Below are 22,037 nucleotides of genomic sequence, written 5' to 3'. Positions count from 1 at the left end.
TGCCGAGCGGGAAGGTCTTGACCAGATCCTCGACCGCGAGCATCGGCGGGCCGGCGCCGTCCCTCATCGCGCCGCCTCCGCCCCGGCCGGGCGGCGCGCAGCGGGGCGCCTAGCCCGTCGCGGCGAGCCCCGGCGCGCGCGCGAGCCGCCCGGCGCAGAGCCAGCTCAGCCCGGCCATCGCCGCCGCCGCCGCGAGGCAGAGCGCCAGCCCGCCGGCCTGGTAGCTCAGCCCCGAGAGCAGCGTGCCGAGCAGCCGCCCGAGCGCGTTCGACATGTAGTAGAAGCCCACATCCATGGTGACCCGGCCGGCCGAGCTGAAGGCCAGGATCAGGTAGGAATGCAGCGAGGAGTTGACCGCGAACACCGCCCCGAAGAGCAGCAGCCCGGCCACCAGCACCGCGGTCAGCCAGCCCGCCGGCCCGCCCGCGGCCCAGGCCGCCAGCGCCAGCGCCGCCGGCACCAGCGTCAGCAGCCCGACCCAGAGCCGCGCCTGCCGGGCGATCTCGGCAACGCTCCGCGCCTTCGCCCTTAGCAGCCGCGGCGCCGCCGCCTGGACCGCGCCATAGCCGATGATCCAGCAGGCCATGAAGGCGCCGATCTGGAAGAAGGCGGCGCGGTTGCCGGCCTCCGAGCCGTCCGACAGCACGCTGTAGAAATAGACCGGGATGCCGACGACGAACCAGGTGTCGCGCGCGCCGAAGAGGAAGAGCCGGGCCGCCGAGAGCCGGTTGACGTTGCGGTCCCTCGAGAACACCTCGCCGAACCGCGCGCCCCTGCCGCCCCGCGGCAGGCCGGGCGGCATCAGTACCGCCACCGCCGCGAGGATCGCCGCCAGCGCCGCCGCCATCGCCAGCACCGAGCCGGTGAAGCCGGCCGTGCCGAGCAGCAGCGTGCCGAGCAGGAAGCCCAGCCCCTTCACCGCGTTCTTCGAGCCGGTGAGCAGCGCCACCCAGCGGAACAGCGCGCCCTTCTCGCCGGCCGGCGCCAGCAGCTTCACCGCGCTCTTGGAGGACATCTTGGCGAGGTCCTTGGCGACCCCAGAGACCCCCTGCACCGCCATCACGAAACCCACCGAGGCGGCCATCGCCCAGCCCGGATCGAGCGCGGCCAGCGCCAGCAGCGCGCCGATCTGCAGCACCAGCCCGGCATAGAGCGTGGCGGTGAGGCCGAAGCGCGCCGCGATCCAGCCGGCCGAGAGGTTGGTCACCACCCCGGCCGCCTCGTAGAGCAGGAACAGCCAGGCGAGCTGGACCGGCGAGAAGCCGAGGCTGTGGAAATGCAGCAGCACCAGCATCCTGAGCGCACCGTCGGTGAGCATGAAGGCCCAGTAGGCCGCGGTCACCGCGCAATAGGCGGCGAGCCCCTCGGGCCGGGGGGCGGCGGTCACGCCATCCCCTCCGAGATCATGCCGGCGAGATCCGCCATGCGGCAGACATAGCCCCACTCGTTGTCGTACCAGGCATAGACCTTCACCTGCGTGCCGGCGATCACCATGGTCGAGGGCCCGTCGACGATCGCCGAGCGCGGGTCGTCGAGATAGTCGGCCGAGACCAGCGGCCGCGTCTCGAAGCCGAGCACGCCCTCGAGCGCGCCCCCGGCGGCGGCGGCAAAGAGGCCGTTGATCTCGGCCACCGTGGTCTCGCGTTCCATCTCGAAGACGCAGTCGGTCAGCGAGGCGTTGAGCAGCGGCACCCGCACCGCATGGCCGTTGAGCCGGCCCTTGAGCTCGGGATAGATCAGCGTGATCGCGGTGGCCGAGCCGGTGGTGGTGGGGATCAGCGAGCTCAGCGCCGAGCGCGCCCGGCGCAGGTCCTTGGCCGGGCGGTCGACCATGGTCTGCGTGTTGGTGACGTCGTGCACCGTGGTGATCGAACCGTGGCGGATGCCGATCGCCTCGTGCAGCACCTTGACCACAGGGGCGAGGCAGTTGGTGGTGCAGCTCGCTGCCGTCACCAGATGATGCGCCGCCGGGTCGTAGCGGTCGTGGTTGACGCCGTAGACGAGGTTGAGCGCCGGCGCCTCCCTGACCGGGGCGGAGACCAGCACCTTCCGCACCCCGGCGTCGAAATAGGGCTGCAGCCGGGCCGGGGTCTTGAACGCCCCGGTGCAGTCGATCGCGAGATCGACGCCGAGCGCGGCCAGCGGCAGGTCCTCGAGCCGCTTCGCCCCGGTCAGGCGCATCCGGCGGCCGTCCACCGTGATGCTCTCGGCATCGTGGCCGATCTCCGCCCGCCAGCGCCCGTGCACGCTGTCGAACTCCATGAGATGGGCATGCAGCGCGGCATCGCCGACGCCATCGTTGAGCAGCACGATCTCGTCGGTCGTGCCCGCCCCGATCAGCCGGCGCAGCAGCAGCTTGCCCATCCGGCCGAGGCCGTTGATTGCGATCCGTGCCATGGTGTTGGTCCTCGCTCGAAGGGGGGTCTGGCGGTCACTCGGGGAACCAGTGCCGCGTCCGGTTGGCGAGCGCGACGAGGGAGAGCATCACCGGCACCTCCACCAGCACGCCGACCACCGTGGCCAGCGCCGCGCCGGAGCCGAGGCCGAACAGGCTGATCGCCACCGCCACCGCCAGCTCGAAGAAGTTCGAGGTGCCGATCAGCGCGCAGGGCGCGGCGACGTTGAAGGGGATCCGCCAGGCCAGCGCCACGCCATAGGCGATGGCGAAGATGCCGTAGGTCTGGATCAGCAGCGGCACCGCGATCAGCGCGATCACCATCGGCCGGTCGAGGATCACCTGGCCCTGGAAGCCGAAGAGCAGCACCACGGTGGCCAGCAGCCCCATGATCGACCACGGCTTCACCCGTGCCTTGAACGCCTCCACCGCCGCCTCGCCGCCGCGGCGCACCAGCTGCGCCCGGGTCAGCAGCCCCGCCGCCAGCGGGATCACCACATAGAGCCCGACCGAGAGCAGCAGCGTCCCCCAGGGCACCGGGATGTCGGTGACGCCGAGCAGCAGCGCGACGATCGGGGCGAAGGCGAAGATCATCACCACGTCGTTCACGCTGACCTGCACCAGCGTGTAGGTCGGATCGCCACGGGTGAGCTGCGACCAGACGAAGACCATCGCCGTGCAGGGCGCCGCGCCGAGCAGGATCACCCCGGCGAGATAGGCCTGCGCGTCCTCCGGCGGGATCAGCCCGGCAAAGACGTGCTCGAAGAACAGCACGCCGAGGGCGGCCATGGTGAAGGGCTTGATCAGCCAGTTGATCGCCAGCGTCACGATCAGCCCCTTGGGCTTGTCGCCGATGCGGGCGAGGGCGGCGAAATCGACGCCGACCATCATCGGGTAGACCATCGCCCAGATCAGCACCGCGATCACCAGGTTGACCCTGGCGATCTCGGCACCGGCCAGCGCCCCGAAGAGCCCGGGCGCCAGGCTGCCGAGCACCAGCCCGGCGAGGATCGCCAGCCCGACCCAGAGCGAGAGCCATTTCTCGAAGGCGCCGAGGCCCGCCGCCTCGGCCGAGGCGGCGGGGGCGGCGGGGGCGTCATGCGTGGTGTTCGCCATGTCTCAGCCGGCCTCCACGGTGGTTTCGGCCGGGGTTCCGGCATCGCTGCGCCCGATCGCGTCGAGGCGGGACTGCAGCGAGACCCGGTCGAGCTCGGCCACCGGCAGCGCCAGGAAGCCGGTCAGCCGGTGGCGCAGCGTGGCATAGGCGCGGAGGAAGGCGAGGCCGCGCTCGGCCTCGTTGCCCTCGGCCTTCACCGGGTCGGGCATCCCCCAATGGGCGCTGATCGGCTGGCCCGGCCAGGGCGGGCACTCCTCGTTGGCCGCCTGGTCGCAGACCGTGAAGACGAAGTCGAGCGGCGGCGCGCCGGGGCCCTGGAACTCGTCGACATTCTTCGCGCGCAGGCCCGCGACGTCGTGGCCGAACTTCTCCAGCACCTCGATGGCCTGCGGGTTCAGCTCGGAGCGCGGCCGGGTGCCGGCGGAGAAGGCGCGGAACTTGCCGGCGCCCTCCCTGGCGAGGATCGCCTCGGCGAAGATCGAGCGGGCGGAATTGCCGGTGCAGATGAAGAGCACGTTGAAGACGCGCTCGGGCTGGGTGGCGGACATGGGATCGGGTCCTGTGTCGAGACGTGAGAGGGCATGCGCCGCGAGCGGCACACAGAGCTCGGGCCGGCCGCGGCAGCAATCCGCGACGAGGAACTGAACCAGCGCGCCGACCCGCTCGAGGTCGATCCGGTAGAACACCGACTTGCCGACCCGCTCGGAGTTCACCAGCCCGACCCGCGCCAGCAGCGAGACATGGGCCGAAAGCGTGGTCGGCTTGAGCCCGAGGGCATCGGCGATCTCGCTCGGCCGCACCCCGTCCGGCGCGCGGCGGGCGAGCAGGCGGAACACGGCGAGCCGGCCGGGATGGCCGAGGGCGGTGAGGGTGGCGGCGTGCGATTCATTATCCATGAATCCGTGAATACACGAATTCATGGATCATTCAAGCGACCATTCGATGACGATCGAAACCGGCCGGCCGCGCCCGCTCAGAAGGCCAGCGGCGCGTTCTCCTTGACCTGCTTCATCACGAAGAAGCTGCGGATCTGCCGCACCCCCGGCAGCGCGATCAGCATCCGGCTGTGCAGCCGGTTGAAATCGCCGAGATCGCGCACCCGGATCTTCAGGAGATAGTCGAAATCGCCGGCGACGAGGTGGCAGTCGAGCAGTTCCTTCATCCCGGCCACCGCGTCCTCGAAGGCGGCGAAGCTCTCCGGCGTCGAGCGGTCGAGCACCACGCCGACCATCACCAGCGTACCGAGGCCCACCGCCTCCGGATCGACCTCCGCGCGGACATTGCGGATCCGCCCCGCCGCGATCAGCCGCTGGGTGCGCCGGTGGCAGGTCGCCGGGCTGACATTCACCGCCTTCGCCAGATCGGCATTGGAGAGCCGCCCGTCGCGCTGCAGGGCGCGCAGGATGTTGCGGTCGATTCGGTCGATCTCCCCGGCGGAAGGATCTTTCATCTGAAACCTCTTCAATGCCCCGATATCGCCAGGAATGCGCCCGAAAGGTAAGATTTCCGGAGATTCAGCGCGCAAGAAGGAAAGCACATTGCACGCCCCGCGGGCTAGGCTCCGCCCCGAAGCAAAGAGGAGACCCGGCGATGTCGCTGCTGGAGAAATTCGACCGTTACCCGCTCACCTTCGGCCCGACGCCGATCGAGCCCCTGCCCCGCCTGAGCGCGGCGCTCGGCGGCAAGGTGCAGATCTATGCCAAGCGGGAGGACTGCAATTCGGGCCTCGCGATGGGCGGCAACAAGCTGCGCAAGCTCGAATACATCGTGCCGGACGCGATCGCGAGCGGCGCCGACACGCTGGTCTCGATCGGCGGCGTGCAGTCGAACCACACCCGCATGGTGGCGGCGACGGCGGCCAAGCTCGGCATGAAATGCGTGGTGATCCAGGAGAAATGGGTGCCGCATTTCGACGCCGTCTACGACCGCGTCGGCAACATCCAGATGACCCGGCTGATGGGCGCCGACAGCCGCCTGGTGGATGACGGCTTCGACATCGGCATCCGCAAGAGCTGGGAGGCGGCGATCCAGTCGGTGAAGGATGCCGACGGCAAGCCCTATCCGATCCCGGCCGGCGCCTCGGTGCACAGATATGGCGGGCTCGGCTATGTCGGCTTCGCCGAGGAGGTCGCGCGGCAGGAGGAAGACCTCGGCTTCCGCTTCGACTACATCGTGGTCTGCGTCGTCACCGGCTCGACCCAGGGCGGCATGATCGTCGGCTTCGCGGCGCAGGACCGGGCCGAGCGGGTGATCGGCATCGACGCCTCCGGCACCCCGGCGCAGACCCGCGCGCAGCTGCGCGGCATCGTCGACGGCACGGCGGAGCTCGTCGGCCTCGGCCGGGCGGTGCGCGAGGAGGAGATCGTCGTCAACCCGGACTATGCCTATCCGGCCTATGGCGTGCCCTCGGAGGAGACCAATGCCGCGATCCGCCTCGCCGCCCGCACCGAGGCGATGATCACCGACCCGGTCTACGAGGGCAAGTCGATGCAGGGCATGATCGACCTCGTGGGCAAGGGCTTCTTCCCGGAGGGCGCGCGGGTGCTCTATGCCCATCTCGGCGGCGCGCCGGCGCTGAACGGCTACAGCTACCACTACAAGGACGGGTGAGCGGAAGGGGCCGGCGCGCCCGGCGCCGGCCCCGGGCCCCATGGCTCAGCCCATGCGGTATTCCTTCGACTTGAAGGAGAGGTGCTTCACCGTCGCCGGGGCGTCGGAGATCTTCCGGATATCCGCCCAGGTCTGCTTGTAGTTGGGCAGGATCAGCTCGTTGGTGCCGGCGTTGATCACGTTGCCCTGGGTGCCCGAGGGCGCGCCGAACAGCATGAAGGTCTCGCCGCGCCGCGCCGTCTCCACCGGATAGGCCATCGCCTGGGTGGCGCCGACATCGTTGTAGACCTCCACCAGATCCCCCGCCGCGAGGCCGAGATCCGCCATGTCGTCGGGATGGATCTCGAGGAAGGGATAGGGGTAGCGGTCGGCGACGAAGTCGTTGTCCTTGTCGAGGAACCAGTTCTGCCAGTTGATGTTGGAGCGGCCGTTGTTGACGAGGAAGCGGAAGCCGGCCTTCTGCGCCGCCTTGCCGGGGGCCTGCAGCCCGCGCCAGGCGCCGCAGCAGAACAGTGCCTTCTTGTCCTCGCGGCCGTGGCGGTCGAACTTGCCGTCGGCATAGAGCCGCTTCACGCCGATCAGCTTGCCGTCCTCGTAGCCGATCACCGGCTCCTGCACGCCGTTGTTGCCCATCGCCCGCAGCCGGTCATAGGTGACGATCTGGCCGGTGTTGGCGTGGTAGCCGTCCATGAAGGCGTCTTCCTCGCTGGCCCAGTCATAGCCCTTGAAGCGGTCGGCATAGGCGTCGCGGCCCTCCTCGCGCAGAACCCGCTCGAGCGCCTGGGCGAGGCCGGCGGCGATCAGGCAGTCGGGCTTGGCCGAGCCCGGCCCGTCCATGTATTTCTCCACCAGCCGCATGCGCCGCTCGCCGTTCATCGAGGTGAGGTTCATCTCGCCCGATTCCACCGCCGGCAGGATCACATGCGCCTGCTGCCCGATCTGGGTGTGCACGATGTCGACATTCACCGAGAACAGCCCGCCGGCCTCGATGGCGGCGACGATGGCATCCACCAGCTCCTCGCGGGTGGCGCCGGCGCGGGCATCCATCGCCTCCTTCACCATGTTGGTGCGGCGGTTGTAGACGCGCTTGAACTCGGAGGCGTTGAGCGTGGTCTTGTAGTGGTCGTTGGCCCAGATGTGGTGCACCTTGCCGCCGCCGCCGATGATCAGCCGGTCGAGATAGGGGGCGGGCCGGCCGACATGCGCGTCCGAGGGCCGCATGTAGCCCTCCTGGTGCCCGCCGAGGCGCACCACGCCGCCGCCGGGCCGGCCGATATTGCCGGTGGCGAGGCCGAGATTCACCAGCGCGCCGATGGTGCGGTAGTTGTCGTTGCCCCAGATGATGCCCTTCTCGTAGGGGAACACGCAGCGCCGCCGCGCGCCGCCCTCCTTGGGCATGGCGATCCACTCCGCGGCCTTCGCGATATCGGCCTCGGAGACGCCGCAGATCGCCGCCGCATCCGCCAGCGACATGCGGCAGGCGGCGCGCGCCGCCTCGAAGCTGCCGAGCGCTGCCGGGTGCTGCTCGTCCTGCGGCTGCGCCACGCCGTCCTGGAAGGTCGAGGCGGCGATGAACTCGGCATCCACCCAGCCCTGGTCGGCGATATGGGTGAAGAGCGCGTTGAACAGCGCGAGATCGGTGCCCGAGTTGATCGCGAGATGCAGCACGTTCTCCTTGCCCGCGACCTCCTCGAAGGCGTTCACCGTCACCGTGCGGCGCGGATCGACCACCACCACCCTCGCCGGGGCATGCAGCTCGCCGGGCAGCTCGGCCTCCTTCTTCGCCAGCGTGTCGCCGCGCACCCCGGGGACCATGTGGTTGAGGAAGAGGTTGGTCTGGGTCTCCAGGCTGTTGGCCCCGACCATGAAGATCGTGTCGGTGAGCTGGTAGTCCTCGTAGCAGTAGTTGAGCTCGCCGATCCCCATGTCGCGGGTCGAGTGCACCTCGGAATTGTAGGCCGGGCGGTTGTGGATCCGGCAGTTCTTCACCTTCATCGAGTCGAAATAGAGCTTGCCGGTGCCCCAGGTGTTCTCGTAGCCGCCGGCCGAGCCGCCATGGTCGAACATCGAGACATAGAGGTCGTCCTCGTCACCGTCGTCGATCACCCGGGCGGTGACGCGGGCGACGAGATCCAGCGCATCCTCCCAGGAGGTCGGCTGCCAGGTGCCGTAGCGCCAGACCATCGGCTCGGTCAGGCGCTGCTGCTGGGTGCCGAGCACGTCGGAGCGGCGGTTCTCCGCCATCCGCGCGCCGCGGATCGAGCCGAGCCCGGAATTCACCGAGCAGCCCTGGTCCGGCTTGATGACGAGATGGACGTCCTTCCCGTCCTGCTTGACGATGGAATACATCGAGGGCGCATACCACGCCTCGGTCTCCGCCCCCTGCTGTTCCGAGAGGTCCACCCCGAAGGCGTTCTCCTCCGGCGCCGTGCCGCCCTGCTTGTTGATCGGCCAGGTGTAGGCGTGATAGCCGCAGCCGACGATGCAGTAGTGGCAGGTGACGTTGTGCTTCTTCGCGTCCGCGGGGATGATCGGCAGACGGTCGATCTGGCGTTTGTAGGCCATGCTGGTCCCTCCCTCAGAGCACGTTCGACAGGCGGCCGTAGAGCAGCTCGTCCACGCCCTCGGCATGGATCTCGCCGTCATCGTCCACGCGCAGCACGTATTGCGGCAGGTTCTGCGTCGCCTGGCCCCAGACCTGCTGTCCGCCGGCCTCCGGGTCGAAGCGCGAGAAATGGCCCGGACAGTTGAGGGTCCGGTCCTCGGCATTGTAGAACAGCGGGTAGCCCTTGTGCGGGCAGATGGTGGAGAAGCCCACCACGTCGCCCTCCGGCCCGACGCCACCCTCGACCGGGTGGCCGAGCTTCAGCAGCACCCCCGGCGCGTCGTCGTCGGGATAGGCCACGTCGAGGGGCTCGTTCACCGTCAGATCGGCGATGTTGGCGAGCCGGTTCGCCGGATAGGCGACCCGCGCCGGGGCCACGGCGGCGCGCGCCTCCGGCCCGCTCACCGCCACCGCGGCGGCTCCCGCGGTCGCCAGCGCGCCGCCCCTCAAGAATTGCCGGCGGCCGATCTCGGCCATCTTCCTGCACCGCATTCCTGTCCTCCCATTGGTTCTTGATCGGTATCGGTGGCTCCACGGGACGGGAGCAAGGCGCGTGCCAGCGCGCCGGGGCCAGCGATTCCGGGGGCTTACGGGGAGATTTCGGGGGGCGGCGGGCGGAACCGTCCGGTTATCCGAACGGGCGGCCGGGCTCAGCGTCCGGAATTCCGGACATCGCCGCCGGCCGCGCCGGGGCGGATCTCGAGCCGCTGCATCTTCTCCCACAGCGTGGTGCGGGAGACCTGGAGCAGCGCCGCCGCCTCGGCGATGCGCCCGCCGGTGTGCTCGAGCGCGCGGGAGATCTGGCGCCGCTCCGCCGCCGCGCGGGCCTCGGCCAGCGGCGCCACGCCGGCCTCCTCGCCGCCGCCCTGCAGCAGGAACTCCGGGAACAGGTCGGCCAGCCCCAGCACCTCGCCCTCGGCGAGCGCCACCGCCCGGTCGATCCGGTTGCGCAGCTCGCGCACATTGCCCGGCCAGCCATGCGAGAGCGCGGCCTCCTCGGCAAGGCTGCCGATGGCGCGCAGCCGGGTCGGGCCGCGGGCGCGGGCGGCCTCGAAGAAGCGCCGCATCAGCCAGGGGATGTCGGCCTCGCGGGCGCGCAGCGGCGGCAGCGCCACCTCGACCGCGTTGAGCCGGAACAGCAGGTCCTGCCGGAAGCGCCCCTCGGCGGCCAGCGCCGCGAGGTCGCAATGGGTCGCCGAGACGATGCGCGCGCGGAACGCCACCGGGCGCTCGCCGCCGATGCGGAAGAACGCGGCATCCTCGATCAGCCGCAGCAGCTTGGCCTGCATCGGCAGCGCCATGTCGCCGATCTCGTCGAGGAAGAGGGTGCCGCCGCCGGCGCGCTCGGCCACCCCGGCATGGCGGGCATGGGCACCGCTGAAGGCGCCCTTCTCGTGGCCGAAGATCTCGCTCTCCAGCAGCTCCGCCGGGATCGCGGCGCAGTTGACCGCGACGAAGGGCTCGCCGGCGCGGGCCGAGCGGGCATGCAGATGCCGCGCCGCGACCTCCTTGCCGGCCCCGGTCTCGCCGGAGAGCAGCACCGGCAGCGCGTGATCGGCCAGCCGCGCCAGCATCGCCTCGACCCGGCGCATCGGCGGCGAGACGCCGAGCGCGCCCTCCGGCCCGGTCGCCTCGCCGCGGCCCACCGCCACCGCGGCCAGGCGGGCGAGGAAGGTATCCATCTCGAACGGCTTGGTCAGGTAGTCCGCCGCGCCGGCGCGCAGCAGCCGCACCGCCTGGTCGATGTCGCCATGCGCGGTGAGAAAGAGGAAGGGCGGCGGCGCGGCGGCGCGGGCGATCTCCATGAAGATCGCCTCGCCGTCGAGATCCGGCAGGCGGATGTCGCAGACCACCGCATCGACCGGGCCGGCCAGCGCGGCATGCGCCCGCAGCGCCTCGCGCCCGGTGCGCCAGAGCAGCGGCTCGGCGCCCTCGAGCGCGAGCCGCTGCACGAGCGATTCGCCCATGATGGCGTCGTCCTCGATCACCGCGATGCGCCGTCCGTCGAGCATCAGGCGGCCTCCGTCTCGGCGGCGAGCGGGATCGCGATCTCGATCACCGTCTCGCCGGCGGGGCTGCGGCGGGTGTCGAGCCGGGCCGAGAGCGCCGCCGCGCGCTCCGCCACCACGCCGAGGCCGACGCCATTGCCCCGGGCCCCCTCGGCATCGGCGGCATCGGCGGCATCCGGGGTGTGCGGGGCGGCGCCGGGCGCATCGGCGCCGGCCGCGCCCGCGGCGAGCCGTGCCCGCGCCGCCGCCGGCAGGCCGGGGCCGCTGTCGGAGACCGCGAGGCGCAGCGCCGTGCCGTCGCAGCCCGCCCGGAAGCCGACGCGCCCGCCCTCGCCGGCCGCCGCGGTGGCGTTGAGCAGCAGGTTGAGCACGATCTGGCGCACCGGGCCGCTGGCCACCGGAAAGCGCGCGCCGGCGCCCAGCGACACCTGCCAGTCGAGCCGCTGGTGCCGCTCGCGGATCTCCGGCGTCACCAGCAGGCGCAGATCGTCGAAATCCGCCTCCGAGAGCGCCAGCTGCGCCGCCTCGGCCCGGTTCGAGGTGAGCATCGCCTGCACCACGTTGCGGATGCCGATCAGGCCGCGCTCGATCAGCGCGACGCCGGAGGCCGCGACCCCGGGCCGGTCGCCGTGGCGCTTCATGGTGTCGACCGTGGCGAGCATCCCGGCGAGCGGGTTGTTGATCTCGTGCGCGACGCTCGCCGCCAGCCGGCCGAGGCTGACCAGGCGCTGGTGTTCGGCGGCGCGGCGGGCGATCTCCTCGCGCTCGCGCTCGGCCGCGACGAGGGCGTTGTAGGTGCGGAACAGGGCGGAGAACTCGTTGGCCCCGCGCGGGATCCGCGCCTCCGGGATCGGCTGCGGCCCGGCCCCGCCCTCGCCCCGCATATGCGCCGCGATCAGGCTGACCGGATGCAGCATCCGGCGCACCACGAGATAGCCGGCGGCGGCGAGCAGCACCGTCGCCGCCGCGTTGCCGAGCACCAGATAGAGCAGCGCCCGCCGCCGCTCGGCCAGCAGCTCGGTGACGTCGAGCTCGGCATGCAGCCGCGCGATGGTCTCGCCCTGGTAGTCGAGCGGCGCCTGCACCCGCACCGAGGGCGCCTCGCCGGAGAGCACCAGCCCGCCGGGCGGCGGCGCATGGGCGAGGCGGTCGCCCGCCGCGCCGCCGGTTGGGTAGCGCGCGGGATCGCTCGAGGCGAGTATCTCGCCCTCCGCCATCACCACGGTGGTGACCAGCGCGCGCAGGCTGCGATCCTGCCGGGTGGCGCGCTCGAGCGCGTCATAGGCCTCCCAGACATCGGCCCGGAGCGCCGCCGGCAGCACCGCCACCGAGAGCCCGTCGAGATAGAGCGCGGCGAGGTCGCGGAGCTGGCGCTGCTGGGTCTCGGCGAGGCGCGAGAGCACCCGCTCCGAGGCGATCACCCCGACCACCACCATCAGCGCCGCCACCAGCAGCGGCACCCGCACCGAGAGCGACAGCGCGCCGAGCCGGACCATGCCTCAGCCCTCCTGCGCCAGCGAGCCGAGCCGCGCCGCGATGCCGTCGAACAGCGCCGGCTCGCCGGGGGCGAAGGCGTCGAGCTGCAGGAGCCGCAGCACCCGCCGGCCGGTCTCCGAGCCCTGCATGGCATAGAGCGCCCGGCGCAGCCGCTCGACGCCCGGCGCGCCCACCGCCTCGCGGGCGCAGGCCACCGGCGGAAAGCCGAGCCATTCCGAGCGCCAGATCACCCGGGTGCCGGCGGTCAGCGCCGGCTCGGTGGCGGCCAGCGCCTCCCAGACATAGCCGTCGACGCTGCCCGACTGCGCCAGCCCGCTGGCCACCGCGCGCACCACGTTACGATGGCCATAGGTGAAGAAATGCCGCTCGAAGAAGGCGTCCGGCGAGACCTGCATCGCCGCCAGCTCGCTGCGGGTGACCAGGAAGCCGGAATTGGAATCCGGGTCGGAGAAGGCATGGATGTCGCCGGCGAGATCGGCCAGCCCGGCCGCCGCGCGCCCGGCCGAAACGATGAGATAGGAACGGTAGAGCTGCCGCCCGCGCCAGACCGGCACCGCCAGCAGCGCCAGCTCGGCCCGGTGGCGCACGAAGGGATAGCCGCAGATCCAGGCCGCATCGAGCTGGCCGGCGAGCAGCATGGTGGTGATCTCCTGATAGGTCCGGCGCAGCACCAGCCGCACCGGGCGGTCCAGCGCCGCCTCGAGATGGCCGCGCAGCAGCGCCAGGATCTCGCGGTCGCTGGTCAGGAACACCGGCGTCAGGCCGAACGTGACCGCGCCGCGCGCGGAGGCACGCCCCGCGCCGAGCGCGAGCGCCGCCATGCCGCCCGTGATGATCCCGCGCCGGCCGATCTCCGATCGCACGGTCGCGCCCTCCCCTGTTTTCCGCCGAGCCTCTGCCAAAGCGGCGCGGCAATCAACCGGCTTGCGGGCGCGGCGGGGCGCGGCGGGGCTCAGCCGTAGCGGAACTTCGCCGCCATCGCGTGATAGTCGCGCCAGTTCTCCGCCGTCAGCGTCAGCGGCGTGCCGGCCTGCCGGGCCAGCAGATACTGCCGGGCGATGCTCTCCAGCCGGTGCGCGCGGGCGGCCGCCGCCGCGATGTCGCGGTCGTGACAGATCGCGCCGTGATTGCCGAGGAGGCAGCCCTTGCGGCGCGCCAGCGCGGCGCCCGCCAGCTCCGCCAGCTCGGCCGAGCCGAACGTGGCATAGGGCACGCAGGGGATGTCGTCTCCGCCGAAGCCGCCGACGAGATAGTGGAACCCGGGGATGCCCAGCCCGCAGCAGGCCAGCGCGGTGCAATGGTCGGAATGGGTGTGCACGATCGCCCCGGCCTCCGGCACCCGGGCATAGACCGCGAGATGCATCGGCGTCTCGCTGGAGGGGCGGCCGGAGCCGGCCGCGCTGCCATCCGCCGCCACCGCGACGAAGCTCCCGGGCCGGATCGTCTCGGCCGAGGCGCCGTTCGGCGAGATCAGGATGCCGTCGCCGAACCGGCAGCTGACATTGCCCGAGTTGAGCTCCAGCAGCCCGTGCCGCGAGAGGTAGAGATAGCTCTCGGCCAGCGCCGCGCGCAGCGCGGCCTCGGTGGGGGCGGCGGGGGCGGTGTCAGCCATCGGGGGTCTCCATCGTCGCGAGGGCCTCGAGGAAGAGATCGGGCGGGCCCATCTTGCCGGCCTTGAAGAAGAGGCCCATGGGTTCCGGTGCCGCGGCATGGCAGAGCCCGCCGCCGAGCCGGCCGGGCGGCGGCGCGTCGAGCCGCTCGATGCCGAGCGCCTCGGCGACCGCGCCCGAGGTCTCGCCGCCGGCCACCACGAAGCGCCGCAGCCCGAGCCGGAACAGCCCCGCCGCGAGCTCGGCGCAGAGCCGCTCGCCGAGCCGCGCCGCCTCGTCCCGGCCGAGCACCGCCTGGGTCGCCGCCACGCCCTCCGGCGCGTCGGAGATCGCCAGCGCCACCGGGCCGGCGCCGATATGCCGCCCGGCCCAGTCGAGCGCCGCGCCGACCGCGGCGCCGGGATTGGCCGCCGCCGCCACCAGATCGAGCCGCCGCAGCGGGCGATGCGCGGCGAAGCGCGCGAGCTGCTGCAGCGTCGCCGGCCCGCAGCTCCCGGCGATCACCGCGCCGGGGCCGGCGACCGGCGGCGCGCGATAGGGCTGCCCGCCGCCGAGGCCGCGGGCCGCCGGCGCGAGATGCGCGAGCGTGTCGCCCCCGGTCATCGCCGGCCAGCCGGCGGTCACCTCGGCGCAGACCGCGACATCGCGATCGTCGAGCGCATCGAAGACGAGGAAGCGCCGGCCCCGCGCCGCCAGCCGGTCGACATGCGCCCGCACCGCCGCGGCGCCCTCGGCCAGCACCGCATGCGGCACGAGGCCGACGCAATGGCCGGTCTGCCGCCCGAGCACCCGGGGGATGTGCGGGTCCGGCATCGGGGTGACCGGGTCGTGCCGCTTGGGCGATTCGCTCAGCAGCTCGCCGCGCAGGAACATGTAGCCCTGGTAGAGCGTGATCCCGACCGCCGGGAAGGCCGGGCAGAAGCCCAGCCGGTCGGCCCCGGTCATCCGCAGCAGCGCCTCGGCACAGGGGCCGATATTGCCGGCATCGGTGGAATCGAAGGTGGCGCAGTACTTGTAGTAGAGCTGCCGCGGGCGATGGCTGAGCAGCGTGCGCGCCGCCACCTCGAAGGCCGTCACCGCCTGCTCGGCCGGCGCCAGCCGGATGCGCCGCGCGATCACGCAGGCCGGGGTGCCGGGCGGCGCGAACAGCGGCTCCGGCGCGGTGAACAGCGGGCAGCGGATGCCGGCGGCCTCGAGGAAGCCGGCGACCAGCAGCCCGCCGGTCAGGTCGTCGGCGATGACGCCGGTGTCGAAGGCCGGGCCGGCGCGGGTCTCATCCGGCATCGGCGGCGCCTCCCGGCTGATCCCCCGGCGGCCCGGGGAAATGGCAGGCCACGGCGCGGCCCGCGCCGCAGCCGGCCAGCGGCGGCGCGGTCTCGGCGCAGAGCGCCTGCGCCTTCCAGCAGCGGGTGCGGAAGCGGCAGCCCGAGGGCGGGTCGAGCGGGCTCGGCAGGTCGCCCTCCAGCACGATGCGCCGGCGCGCCCGCTCCCTCGGCGGGTCCGGCACCGGCGCGGCCGAGAGCAGCGCCTGGGTATAGGGGTGCAGCGGCGCCTCGTAGAGCGCCTCCGCCGGCGCCACCTCGACGATGCGCCCGAGATACATCACCGCCACCCGGTCGGAGATGTGCCGCACCACCGCGAGATCATGCGCGATGAAGAGATAGGTGAGGCCGAGCTCGCGCTTCAGCCGGTCGAGCAGGTTGAGCACCCCGGCCTGGATCGAGACGTCGAGCGCCGAGACCGGCTCGTCGAGCACCAGCATCTCCGGCTCCAGCGCCAGCGCCCGGGCGATGCCGACGCGCTGGCGCTGGCCGCCGGAGAGCTCGTGCGGGTAGCGCCGGGCATGCTCCTCGCCGAGGCTGACGAGGCGCAGCAGCTCGGCGATGCGGGCGCGCCGGGCGGCCGCGCCGATGCCGGCGAGGATCAGCGGCTCGGCCAGGATGCGCGCCACCCGCATCCGCGGATGCAGCGAGGCGAAGGGGTCCTGGAACACGATCTGCAGCCGCCGGCGCAGCGCCTTCAGCGCCCGGCCCTCGAGCCCCGCGATGTCGTCGCCGGCGAGGCGGATCCGCCCGCCATCGGGGCGCAGCAGGCGCAGGATGCAGCGCCCGAGGGTGGACTTGCCGCAGCCCGATTCGCCGACCAGCCCGAAGGTCTCGCCGCGGGCGATCTCGAAGGAGACGCCGTCCACCGCCCGCAGCGTGGCCAGCGGCGCCCCGGTCAGCAGCCGGCTGCCGAGCGGGAAGGTCTTGACCAGATCCTCGACCGCGAGCATCGGCGGCCCGGCGCCGTCCCTCATCGCGCCGCCTCCGCCGCGGCCGGGGCCGGCGCCCCGGCGAAATGGCAGGCGGCGCGGCCGGAGCCGAGCGCGCGCAGCGCCGGCCGCTCGGCCGTGCAGCGGGCAGCGGCAAGCGGGCAGCGCGGCGCGAAGGCGCAGCCCGAGAGCCGCTCGGTCAGCCCCGGCGGGCTGCCCTCGATCGCCACCAGCGGCCCGCGCCCGCCGCCGTCGGGCCGCGGCACCGCGCCGATCAGCCCGCGGGTATAGGGGTGCCGCGGCGCGGCGAAGAGATCGTCCACCGGCGCCGCCTCGACGATGCGCCCGGCATACATCACCGCGATCTCGCGGGCCATGCCGGCCACCACGCCGAGATCGTGGGTCACCAGCACCAGCCCGATGCCGAGCCGCGCCTGCAGCCCGCGCAGCACGTCGAGGATCTGCGCCTGCACGGTGACGTCGAGCGCCGTGGTCGGCTCGTCGGCGATCAGCAGCTCGGGATCGTTGGCCAGCGCCATGGCGATCATCGCGCGCTGGCGCATGCCGCCGGAGAACTCGTGCGGATAGGCGCCGATGCGCCGGCCCGGCTCGGGGATCGAGACCAGCGCCAGCAGCTCCTCGGTGCGGGCGCGCAGCTGCCTGCGCGAGAGCGCGCGGTCGTGCAGCCAGAGCATCTCGCCGATCTGGTCGCCGATGGTCACCACCGGGTTGAAGGCGGTCAGCGGGTCCTGGAACACCATGGCGATGCGCCCGCCGCGCAGGCGGCGCATCTCCCGCTCCGGCAGGGTCAGCAGGTCGCGCCCGCGGAAGCGGATCTGCCCGGTCACCCGCGCCTGCGGCGGCAGCAGGCCGAGCACCGCCTTCATCGCCACGCTCTTGCCCGAGCCGCTCTCGCCGACCAGCCCCAGCACCTCGCCGGGCGTCAGGTCGAGATCGATCCCGCCCACCGCCTCGAAGACCCCCGCCGGGGTGCGGAAATGCACCCGCAGGTCGCGGATCTCGAGCAGCGGCGGGTCGGTGGCAGGGGCGGCTGGCATCGGCTCACTCCGTCCGCGGGTCGAGCAGGTCGCGCAGGCCGTCGCCCGCGAAGTTGAAGCCCAGCACCACGATCAGGATCGCCATGCCGGGGCCGAAGGCGATCCACCAGTGATAGAAGTACTTGGCGCCGTCGGAGATCATCGCGCCCCATTCGGGCGTCGGCGGCGTCGCCCCGAGGCCGATGAAGCTGAGGCTCGCGGCGAGCAGCACCACCTGGCCGAAATCCATCGTGGCATTGACCAGCACCGGGGTCCAGCACAGCGGCAGCACGTGGCGCAGCAGCACCCGCATCGGCCCGGCGCCGGCGGCCACCGCCGCCTCGACATGCTCGCGCTCGCGCACCTCGAGCACCTGCGCCCGCACCAGCCGGGCATAGAGCGGCCACCAGACCACGATCATCGCGATCGCGGCGTTCTCCAGCCCCGGGCCGAGCGAGGCCGCCACCGCCATCGCCAGCAGGATCGGCGGGAAGGCCAGCGTGACATCGACCAGCCGCATGATCGCCGCCCCGAGCAGCCCGCCGAAGAAGCCGGCGATGGCGCCGAGGAAGCCGCCCAGCGCCACCGCCGCCGCCACCACCACCACCGCGATGGGGATCGAGAAGCGGGCGCCGTGGAGCGTGCGCGAGAGCACGTCGCGGCCCAGCGCATCGGTGCCGAGCCAGTGCTCGGCGCTCGGCGGCTTGAGGCGCCGGCCGACCATGTCGAGCGGCGGGTCGAGCGGCCAGAACTGCACGGTGAGCGCCGCCAGCACCCAGAACAGGATCACCCCGAGCCCGATCGCCAGCGGCAGCCGGGCGCCGAGGAAGGCGGGCGGCCGCAGCCGCAGGGGGCGGGTGCCGGAGATCATCCGCTCAGCCCAGCCTGATGCGCGGGTTGGCGAAGACATAGGCGATGTCGGTCAGCAGGTTGGCGGTCAGGAAGGCGAGCGCGCCGAGCACCGTCACGCCGATGATCGCCGGATGGTCGAGCGCCCGCGCCGCGTCCACCGCATAGGAGCCGATGCCGGGCCAGCTGAACACCGTCTCGGTCAGGATCGCCCCGGTGATCAGATAGGCGAAGGTGAAGCCGATGATGGTCAGCGCCGGCACCAGCGCGTTGCGCAGCGCATGGCGCAGCAGCACCCGCAGCGTGCCCGCCCCCTTGGCCCGCGCGGTCATGATGTAGTCCTGCTGCATGACGTCGAGCATGCTGGCCCGGATCATCCGCGAGATGATCCCGAGCACCGCCCAGCCGAGCATCACCGAGGGCAGCACGAGATGGCCGAGCGCGTTGCCGAAGGCGTGCCAGTCCCCGGCCAGCGCGGCATCCACCGTGAGGAAGCCGGTCACGCTCTCCGGCGGGCGGATCGCGGCGTCGAGCCGCCCCGCCCCCGGCAGCCAGCCGAGCTGCACAGAGAAGACATAGAGCGCGATCAGGCTCGACCAGAACACCGGCACCGAGGAGCCGATCAGCGCCAGCAGCCGGGCGCCGTGATCGGCCGGGCCGTTCTGCCAGTGCGCCGCGGCGACGCCGAGGGCGATCCCGGTCACCGAGCCGAACAGCATCGCCGAGAACACCAGCTCCAGCGTCGCCGGCAGCCGGTCGAGCAGGTCGCGCATCACCGGGCGCTTGGTGCGGAAGGAGGTGCCGAAATCGCCCTGCGCCAGGTTGCCGAGATAGATCGCGTAGCGCTCCGGCATCGAGCGGTCGAGCCCCCAGCGCGCCTTGGCCGCGGCCACCACCTCCGGGTTGTTCATCTGCCGCTCGTTGAGGATCGAGGCGAGCGGGTCGCCCTTCACCACGTTGCCGAGCAGGAAGGCCGCCGTCGCCACCCCGAGCAGCAGGAGCGGCATGGCGAGCAGGCGGCGGAGGAGATAGCGGGCCATGGGCGGGGTTCCGTTGCGCGGGGGCGGCGCGCGAAGGGCTCGCGCGCCGCCCGGGCCGCGTCACTCCTTGACGAGCTCTTCGAGCGGCAGGTTGCAGCAGACCGCGTAGCGCATGCCCGAGATCCCCTTGCGATAGGCCAGCACCAGGCTCGGATTGACCAGCGGGATGATGACCCGGTCGGAAATCATCTCGAGCGCCATCCGGTGGTAGAGATCCACCGCGGCCTCGGGGCTCGCGGTGCGCACCTCCTCCATCAGCGCCATCATCGCCGCGTTCTTCAGGCCCGGCACCTCGTCGCCGCCGGCGCGGCCATACCAGCCCGCCCCGGGGATCATGCCAAAATAGCCGGCATACTGGCCGCTGCCGTAATAGTCCGGCGCGAAATACACCGCGGTCAGCGGGATGTGGTCGCCGCCGACCCGCTCGCGCCAGACCGGGAAGGTCACCGGCTCGAGCTGCACCTCGACGCCGATCCCGGCGAGATCCTGCTGCACCTTCTGCATCATGATCGAGAGATCGACGCCGTAGATGTTGATCTCCGGATAGGCCGCGATCAGCGTGAAGCCGTCCGGCTGCCCGGCCTCGGCGAGCAGCGCCTTCGCCCGCGCGAGGTCCTGCTTCGGCATCGGCAGGCCCTTCGTGCCGGGGAAGCCCGGCGGGATCGGCGAGGCGATCAGGTTGGCGGCGCCGCCGGTGGTGAACTCCAGCACGCCCTCGTAGTCGATCGCCAGCGCCACCGCCTCGCGCAGCTCGCGGGTCAGCTCGACCTCGAGCGCCTTGGCCCCAGGCGAGAGCGCGACATAGACGAAGTTGAACGAGGGCACCAGCTCGGTCACCACATCCGGGGCGGAGACCGTGGCGGCGGTGTCGGCATCGACCTGCATGGCGATGTCCACCGCGCCGGACTGCAGCGCCTGCATCTGCGAGACCGCGTCCTCGACCTCGCGGATCACGATCGCCGAGGCGTCGGGCGCGGCGCGCCAGTAGTTCGGGTTGGCGGCGAGGCGCAGCTCGTCGTCCGGGCGGTAGCTCTCCAGCACGTAGGCGCCGCTGCCGGCGGAGTTCTCCAGCAGCCATTCCTCGCCGCGGTCGGTCTCGGCGGCATCCGCGCCGGCGGTGGCGCCGTGCTCGGCGGCGAGGTCGGCATTGATGATCGCGCCATAGGGCGAGCTGACCTTGCCGAGAAACTCCGGGTCCGGCGCGGTCAGGGTCACCGCCACGGTCCTGGCGTCGACCGCGTCGATGGCGGCGATGCCGTCGGCCAGGAACGAGGCGCCGGCCTTGAGGTTCTTCAGCCGCAGCAGGCTGAAGGCGACGTCCTTGGCCTCCACCGGCGAGCCGTCGCTGAACACCGCGTCCGGGTCGAGCGTGAAGGTGTAGCGGGTGCCGTCCTCCGAGATCGTCCAGCCCGAGGCGATGCGCGGCTCCAGCGTCTCGTTGTCGGCGCCGACGCGGACCAGCTGGTCATAGACCGCGGTCAGGTAGATCTGGCAGCTGTCGCACCAGGAGCGGCTCGGATCGAGCGTGTTGAAGTCGTTGTCGCGCGCGATGACGATGGTGTCGTCCTGCGCCGCGGCGGGGCCGGGCAGCCCGGCGCCGAGGCCGAGCAGGGCCAGGGCGGCCAGAGCCGGCCCTGCGGCGGGTGAGAAGCGAAGTCCCGGTTGCATCATGTACCTCCTGCATGCCGTTTTCTGCCGCCTTTTTGCTGGCGGTCGTCCGGTCTGCCGGCGCCGGACGGGCCGGGGCCGGTCAGGGGGAAGTATGCCTGCGCAATTCCGGGTGAATTGTGCAGGAGGCGTTACCGAATTGATGAAATGCGCGGGCGATCCGCCGCAGCGCTACCGCTCGGTGAAATAGGGCCGCGCCATCCGGCTGACGAAGGCCTTGCGATATTCCCGCGCGGTGGTGCGGAAGCGCCGGCGGAACGCCCGGCTGAAGGTCGAGGCGGAGGTGAAGCCGGTGGCCGCGACGATCTCGGTGATCGGCATCTCGCCATACATCAGCAGGTGCCGCGCCGCATCGAGCCGGATGTCGAGATAGCGGCTCGACAGGGTCTGCCCGAAATGCTGCTGGCTGAGCAGCTGCAGCTGGCGCAGCGAGACCCCGGTCTCGCGCGCGATCTCCGGCACCGGCAGCGGCGCCTCGATGTTCTCCTCCATCAGATCGACCGCGTGGCGCAGATGCGGGTTGCGGATCGTCGGGTCCCAGGACAGCGGGTTGCTCTGGCGGGTCTCGCCGGGGCGGGCCGAGCCGTAGATGATGTCGGCGGCGACGAAGCGGGCGATCTTGGCGCCCTGCTGCTGCTCCACCACGGCAAGGAACAGGTCGTTGCAGGAGAGATGCCCGCCGCAGGTGAGCCGCTTGCCGTCGATCACGAAGACGTCGTCGCAGAACTCCACCCGCGGGAAGCGGTCGACCACCGCCGGCATCACCTCCCAGTGCGTGGTCGCGCGGTGGCCGTCGAGCAGCCCGGCCTCGGCCATCAGGATCGCGCCGAAATCGACGCCGCACAGATCCACCCCGCGCCGGGCATGGCGGCGCAGGAAGCGGTGCAGCGCCTTCTTGTAGGCCGCCGGCTGGTCGTAGGCGGCGACCACCACCACCATGTCGAGCTCGTCGTCGTCGTCGAAGGTATGGGTCGGCGCCACCTCGATGCCGATGCCGCTGCGCACCGGCGCGCGCTCCGGCCCGATGAACACCAGCGCATAGGCCGGCTGCTGGTAGAAGCGGTTGACCGAGCGCAGCGGCTCGCAGGCCAGCAGCGCCGAGGACAGCGACATGTTGGCCGAGATGCAGATGCCGATGCGACGCAGCCGCGGCGGCACGCGCGCGCCGGCGGGGATCAGCCCGGTCTTGTCGATCGCCTCGGTCATGGTCTGGCGCCCTGCGTGGTTCTTCACCTGAGAGCAAGTTTCCTTCGTATTGCGCAAAGCCTGGCAGGCCGGCCCTGCGGCATGATCGCTGGCGTCCGGTCGGGCCGCAAGGGGCCGCGCGCCGGCAGCGAAGAGGCGGA

At 72.1% G+C, this 22,037-nt stretch carries 19 protein-coding genes; 1 reads left to right on the top strand and 18 read right to left on the bottom strand.

Translation table 11 applies throughout. From position 1 onward, the window contains the following. Positions 1 to 109: 109 nt before the first annotated feature. From arsJ to QSJ97_RS21405, 5 genes are all read right to left on the bottom strand, one after another. On the bottom strand, positions 110 to 1,387 hold the full coding sequence (gene arsJ, locus QSJ97_RS21425) for an organoarsenical effux MFS transporter ArsJ (protein ID WP_285674339.1): 1,278 nt from the start codon (positions 1,385 to 1,387) through the stop codon (positions 110 to 112). Next, positions 1,384 to 2,397 carry an ArsJ-associated glyceraldehyde-3-phosphate dehydrogenase gene (locus QSJ97_RS21420; protein WP_285674337.1) on the bottom strand — a complete coding sequence of 338 codons (1,014 nt, stop codon included), beginning with the start codon at positions 2,395 to 2,397 and terminating at the stop codon, positions 1,384 to 1,386. Before QSJ97_RS21420 ends, arsJ begins: the two co-directional genes overlap by 4 nt. Positions 2,398 to 2,431: 34 nt before the next feature. Next, positions 2,432 to 3,511, bottom strand: coding sequence for an ACR3 family arsenite efflux transporter (gene arsB, locus QSJ97_RS21415; protein ID WP_285674336.1), 1,080 nt, complete (start codon positions 3,509 to 3,511; stop codon positions 2,432 to 2,434). A 3-nt stretch (positions 3,512 to 3,514) separates the two neighbouring features. After that, positions 3,515 to 4,408: a metalloregulator ArsR/SmtB family transcription factor gene (locus QSJ97_RS21410; protein WP_285674335.1), complete on the bottom strand. Its 894-nt coding sequence runs from the start codon at positions 4,406 to 4,408 to the stop codon at positions 3,515 to 3,517. A 77-nt stretch (positions 4,409 to 4,485) separates the two neighbouring features. Next, complete coding sequence (locus QSJ97_RS21405; protein ID WP_285674334.1) at positions 4,486 to 4,962, bottom strand: Lrp/AsnC family transcriptional regulator; 477 nt, start codon at positions 4,960 to 4,962, stop codon at positions 4,486 to 4,488. A 140-nt stretch (positions 4,963 to 5,102) separates the two neighbouring features. Here QSJ97_RS21405 and QSJ97_RS21400 point away from each other — a divergent pair, with 140 nt between their 5' ends. Next, on the top strand, positions 5,103 to 6,122 hold the full coding sequence (locus tag QSJ97_RS21400) for a 1-aminocyclopropane-1-carboxylate deaminase (protein WP_285674333.1): 1,020 nt from the start codon (positions 5,103 to 5,105) through the stop codon (positions 6,120 to 6,122). 45 nt (positions 6,123 to 6,167) lie between these two features. Here the strand turns inward: QSJ97_RS21400 and QSJ97_RS21395 are convergent, their stop codons facing one another. From QSJ97_RS21395 to QSJ97_RS21335, 13 genes are all read right to left on the bottom strand, one after another. After that, positions 6,168 to 8,687 (bottom strand): arsenate reductase (azurin) large subunit, encoded by a 2,520-nt coding sequence (locus tag QSJ97_RS21395; protein WP_285674332.1) that lies wholly within the window; start codon positions 8,685 to 8,687, stop codon positions 6,168 to 6,170. Positions 8,688 to 8,700: 13 nt separating this feature from the next. Continuing rightward, positions 8,701 to 9,219, bottom strand: a complete 519-nt coding sequence (locus QSJ97_RS21390) for an arsenate reductase (azurin) small subunit (RefSeq protein WP_285674330.1) — start codon at positions 9,217 to 9,219, stop codon at positions 8,701 to 8,703. A 158-nt stretch (positions 9,220 to 9,377) separates the two neighbouring features. Then, positions 9,378 to 10,739: a sigma-54-dependent transcriptional regulator gene (locus QSJ97_RS21385; protein WP_285674328.1), complete on the bottom strand. Its 1,362-nt coding sequence runs from the start codon at positions 10,737 to 10,739 to the stop codon at positions 9,378 to 9,380. Next, a complete protein-coding gene (locus QSJ97_RS21380) occupies positions 10,739 to 12,232 on the bottom strand; it encodes a sensor histidine kinase (protein ID WP_285674326.1) in 1,494 nt (497 codons plus the stop codon). Before QSJ97_RS21380 ends, QSJ97_RS21385 begins: the two co-directional genes overlap by 1 nt. 3 nt (positions 12,233 to 12,235) lie before the next feature. Continuing rightward, entirely contained in the window at positions 12,236 to 13,096 is an 861-nt protein-coding gene (locus QSJ97_RS21375) for a PhnD/SsuA/transferrin family substrate-binding protein (RefSeq protein WP_285674324.1), read from the bottom strand. An 89-nt stretch (positions 13,097 to 13,185) separates the two neighbouring features. Beyond that, a complete protein-coding gene (locus QSJ97_RS21370) occupies positions 13,186 to 13,845 on the bottom strand; it encodes a class II aldolase/adducin family protein (protein ID WP_285674322.1) in 660 nt (219 codons plus the stop codon). Then, entirely contained in the window at positions 13,838 to 15,127 is a 1,290-nt protein-coding gene (locus QSJ97_RS21365) for a four-carbon acid sugar kinase family protein (RefSeq protein ID WP_285674320.1), read from the bottom strand. Before QSJ97_RS21365 ends, QSJ97_RS21370 begins: the two co-directional genes overlap by 8 nt. Further along, complete coding sequence (locus QSJ97_RS21360) at positions 15,117 to 16,142, bottom strand: ABC transporter ATP-binding protein (protein ID WP_285674319.1); 1,026 nt, start codon at positions 16,140 to 16,142, stop codon at positions 15,117 to 15,119. The genes QSJ97_RS21365 and QSJ97_RS21360 overlap by 11 nt, the downstream gene beginning before the upstream one ends. Further along, on the bottom strand, positions 16,139 to 17,155 hold the full coding sequence (locus QSJ97_RS21355; RefSeq protein ID WP_285674318.1) for an ABC transporter ATP-binding protein: 1,017 nt from the start codon (positions 17,153 to 17,155) through the stop codon (positions 16,139 to 16,141). The genes QSJ97_RS21360 and QSJ97_RS21355 overlap by 4 nt, the downstream gene beginning before the upstream one ends. 4 nt (positions 17,156 to 17,159) lie before the next feature. Then, positions 17,160 to 18,005 (bottom strand): ABC transporter permease, encoded by an 846-nt coding sequence (locus QSJ97_RS21350; protein ID WP_285674316.1) that lies wholly within the window; start codon positions 18,003 to 18,005, stop codon positions 17,160 to 17,162. Between the two features lie 4 nt (positions 18,006 to 18,009). Then, on the bottom strand, positions 18,010 to 19,023 hold the full coding sequence (locus QSJ97_RS21345) for an ABC transporter permease (RefSeq protein ID WP_285674314.1): 1,014 nt from the start codon (positions 19,021 to 19,023) through the stop codon (positions 18,010 to 18,012). A gap of 60 nt (positions 19,024 to 19,083) precedes the next feature. Continuing rightward, a complete protein-coding gene (locus QSJ97_RS21340; RefSeq protein ID WP_285674312.1) occupies positions 19,084 to 20,691 on the bottom strand; it encodes an ABC transporter substrate-binding protein in 1,608 nt (535 codons plus the stop codon). Positions 20,692 to 20,862: 171 nt separating this feature from the next. Next, positions 20,863 to 21,924, bottom strand: a complete 1,062-nt coding sequence (locus QSJ97_RS21335; RefSeq protein WP_285674310.1) for a GlxA family transcriptional regulator — start codon at positions 21,922 to 21,924, stop codon at positions 20,863 to 20,865. Positions 21,925 to 22,037: the final 113 nt, after the last annotated feature.

Source organism: Paralimibaculum aggregatum (genome assembly GCF_030270585.1).
Taxonomy (GTDB): Bacteria; Pseudomonadota; Alphaproteobacteria; order Rhodobacterales; family Rhodobacteraceae; genus Thermohalobaculum; species Thermohalobaculum aggregatum.
This window is presented reverse-complemented; position numbering and strand designations above follow the sequence as displayed.

Coding starts and splice junctions, on each gene's coding strand:
- QSJ97_RS21420 (WP_285674337.1), bottom strand. CDS start 2,397: ATGGCACGGATCGCAATCAACGGCCTCGGCCGGATGGGCAAGCTGCTG.
- arsB (WP_285674336.1), bottom strand. CDS start 3,511: ATGGCGAACACCACGCATGACGCCCCCGCCGCCCCCGCCGCCTCGGCC.
- QSJ97_RS21410 (WP_285674335.1), bottom strand. CDS start 4,408: ATGGATAATGAATCGCACGCCGCCACCCTCACCGCCCTCGGCCATCCC.
- QSJ97_RS21405 (WP_285674334.1), bottom strand. CDS start 4,962: ATGAAAGATCCTTCCGCCGGGGAGATCGACCGAATCGACCGCAACATC.
- QSJ97_RS21400 (WP_285674333.1), top strand. CDS start 5,103: ATGTCGCTGCTGGAGAAATTCGACCGTTACCCGCTCACCTTCGGCCCG.
- QSJ97_RS21395 (WP_285674332.1), bottom strand. CDS start 8,687: ATGGCCTACAAACGCCAGATCGACCGTCTGCCGATCATCCCCGCGGAC.
- QSJ97_RS21390 (WP_285674330.1), bottom strand. CDS start 9,219: ATGCGGTGCAGGAAGATGGCCGAGATCGGCCGCCGGCAATTCTTGAGG.
- QSJ97_RS21385 (WP_285674328.1), bottom strand. CDS start 10,739: ATGCTCGACGGACGGCGCATCGCGGTGATCGAGGACGACGCCATCATG.
- QSJ97_RS21380 (WP_285674326.1), bottom strand. CDS start 12,232: ATGGTCCGGCTCGGCGCGCTGTCGCTCTCGGTGCGGGTGCCGCTGCTG.
- QSJ97_RS21370 (WP_285674322.1), bottom strand. CDS start 13,845: ATGGCTGACACCGCCCCCGCCGCCCCCACCGAGGCCGCGCTGCGCGCG.
- QSJ97_RS21365 (WP_285674320.1), bottom strand. CDS start 15,127: ATGCCGGATGAGACCCGCGCCGGCCCGGCCTTCGACACCGGCGTCATC.
- QSJ97_RS21360 (WP_285674319.1), bottom strand. CDS start 16,142: ATGAGGGACGGCGCCGGGCCGCCGATGCTCGCGGTCGAGGATCTGGTC.
- QSJ97_RS21355 (WP_285674318.1), bottom strand. CDS start 17,155: ATGCCAGCCGCCCCTGCCACCGACCCGCCGCTGCTCGAGATCCGCGAC.
- QSJ97_RS21350 (WP_285674316.1), bottom strand. CDS start 18,005: ATGATCTCCGGCACCCGCCCCCTGCGGCTGCGGCCGCCCGCCTTCCTC.
- QSJ97_RS21345 (WP_285674314.1), bottom strand. CDS start 19,023: ATGGCCCGCTATCTCCTCCGCCGCCTGCTCGCCATGCCGCTCCTGCTG.
- QSJ97_RS21340 (WP_285674312.1), bottom strand. CDS start 20,691: ATGCAACCGGGACTTCGCTTCTCACCCGCCGCAGGGCCGGCTCTGGCC.